Raw genomic sequence first — 2,274 nt, 5'->3', positions numbered from 1 at the left:
CCGGTGGGTGCGGGACTGCCGTCGCGGTCCGCGGGTGGTTCGTGCGTGCTCATCGGGGGGTGAGCTTACCTTGCGGCCACTCGGCCCCCTCAGAGCGTTCCGATCCCCCGGCGAGGCCGGGGGCCGGTGGATCAGCGGTCGCGCTTCTCCTTGATCTTCGCGGCCTTGCCGCGGAGGTCACGCAGGTAGTACAGCTTGGCGCGGCGAACCGCACCGCGGGTCACGACCTCGATCTTCTCGACGACCGGGGTGTGCACCGGGAAGGTGCGCTCCACGCCGACGTTGAAGCTGACCTTGCGAACGGTGAAGGTCTCACCGATGCCGGCGCCGTGGCGGCGGATGACGACGCCCTGGAAGACCTGGACACGGGAGCGGTTGCCCTCGATGACCCGGACGTGAACCTTCAGGGTGTCACCGGCGCGGAAGGCCGGGATGTCGCTACGCAGCGAGGCCGCGTCGACAGCAGCGAGCTTGTTGCTCATGTTGCTCTCCATCGCAGGCGCCACGGGCCGCCCACGGAAAATCGTCACAATGGGGTTCGCTGCGGGCCGCATCGGCTGACGGCGATCCCCCCGTGGCGAGGGCGCCGGTCCACGTGTCCCCTACAGGAGGGAACCAGCGACAGACAGCAGCCGCCTATTCTTCCACATCAACGGCCGTGGACCGAAATCGGCCGAGCCGCTCGTCCCAGGCCAGGCCGAGGATGCTCAGCGCCTCGCGCTCCTTCTTGTCGAAGGCGCCGTACTGCCAGCGCTCGACCAGGTCGGGCCGGTTCGCCAGGGTCCGGGCGAAGGCCTGCTCGCGGCGCCAGCGGGCGATCTTGCCGTGGTTGCCGCTGAGCAGCACGTCCGGCACCGCACGGCCGCGCCACTCGGCGGGCTTGGTGTAGACCGGGCCCTCCAGCAGGTCGGCCATCGCGCCCGGCGCGAAGGAGTCGTCGCGGTGGGACTCGGCGTTGCCGAGCACTCCGGGCAGCAGTCGGGCGATCGCCTCGACCATCACCAGCACGGCGACCTCGCCGCCGGCCAGCACGTAGTCGCCGATCGAGGCCTCGACCACCGGCATCCGGGTGGCGGCTTCCTCGATCACCCGGCGGTCGATGCCCTCGTACCGGGCGGGGGTGAAGGCCAGCCAGGGGCGCCCGGCCAGTTCCTGGGCGAGCTCCTGGGTGAACGGGCGCCCGCTCGGGGTCGGCACGACCAGGGTGGGAACCTGGCCCTCGGGGCCGCCGGCGACCACCGCGTCCAGCGCCTCGCCCCACGGCTCGGGCTTCATCACCATGCCGGGGCCGCCGCCGTACGGGCTGTCGTCGACCGTGCGGTGCACGTCGTGGGTCCATCCGCGCAGGTCGTGGACGTGCACGTCCAGCTGCCCGCGGGCGCGGGCCTTGCCGACCAGCGAGACGTCCAGCGGCTCCAGGTACTCCGGGAAGATCGTGACGACGTCGATCCGCATGCCGCTCTGCACCCCGCCGGGCGCCGCACCAGTCGACACCGCGCCGCTCGACGCCGCATCGGCGCCAACTCCGACACCGACCCCGACACCGACCTCGGCGCCGACCTCGACACCCGCCCCGGCGCGCTCCTCGACGGTCACTCCGACTCCTCCGAGTCCTCGCCGCGCTCGGCCGAGGAGGTACCCGCGACCTCGGCCTGCTCCATGTCGATCAGCCCGGGCGGCGGGGTGATCACGGCGCGCTGGTTCTCCAGGTCGATGGTCGGCACGATCTGGCTGACGAAGGGCACCAGCACCTCCGTCCCGTCGGCCTTCTTGACCGTGAGCAGGTCCTGGTAGGGCAGGTGGACGATCTCGGTCAGCTCGCCGACCGGGGTGCCGTCCAGCAGCACCACGTCCAGGCCGATCAGCTGGTGGTCGTAGTACTCCTCCGGGTCCTCGGGGCTCTCCTCCGGGTCGACCTCGGAGATGAGCACGGTCCCGCGGAGGGCCTCGGCCGCGTTGCGGTCCTTGACGCCGGCGAAGCGCAGCAGCAGCCGGCCGCTGTGCACCCGGCCGGACTCGACGGTCAGCGGTCCGGTCGACGCGGGGTCGGTGAGCAGGACGGCACCGGGGCCGAGCCGGAGCTCCGGCTCGTCGGTGCGGACCTCGACACTGACGTCCCCCCTGATGCCGTGGGCACGGCCGATCTTGCCGACGACGAGCTGCACGGTGATCGTTCTCCTGGAGTTCCTGAGCCGCAACGAAAAGCGACGGGCTGCGAAGCGACGGACTGCTAAGCCATGAAGCGACGGAAATGCTGATGGAAATGCGAAAGGC

The 2,274-nt window shown here is 71.2% G+C and carries 3 protein-coding genes; all 3 read right to left on the bottom strand.

Annotation, left to right across the window (positions count from 1 at the left end; translation table 11 throughout):
• Positions 1–131 precede the first annotated feature (131 nt).
• The gene (rplS, locus tag ACFU7Z_RS38850) at positions 132–482 is read right to left on the bottom strand and encodes a 50S ribosomal protein L19 (protein WP_030306736.1); all 351 of its coding nucleotides are present in this window, start codon (positions 480–482) and stop codon (positions 132–134) included.
• A 154-nt stretch (positions 483–636) separates the two neighbouring features.
• Positions 637–1,455 carry a tRNA (guanosine(37)-N1)-methyltransferase TrmD gene (gene trmD / locus ACFU7Z_RS38845; protein WP_049650406.1) on the bottom strand — a complete coding sequence of 273 codons (819 nt, stop codon included), beginning with the start codon at positions 1,453–1,455 and terminating at the stop codon, positions 637–639.
• A gap of 137 nt (positions 1,456–1,592) precedes the next feature.
• The gene (rimM, locus tag ACFU7Z_RS38840; protein ID WP_074001521.1) at positions 1,593–2,165 is read right to left on the bottom strand and encodes a ribosome maturation factor RimM; all 573 of its coding nucleotides are present in this window, start codon (positions 2,163–2,165) and stop codon (positions 1,593–1,595) included.
• Positions 2,166–2,274: the final 109 nt, after the last annotated feature.

Origin of the sequence: Kitasatospora sp. NPDC057518, assembly GCF_042802075.1 — a bacterium.
Classification (GTDB): Bacteria; Actinomycetota; Actinomycetes; order Streptomycetales; family Streptomycetaceae; genus Kitasatospora.
The sequence above is the reverse complement of the archived record's forward strand: the minus strand, read 5'-3'. Positions and strand labels throughout refer to the sequence as shown.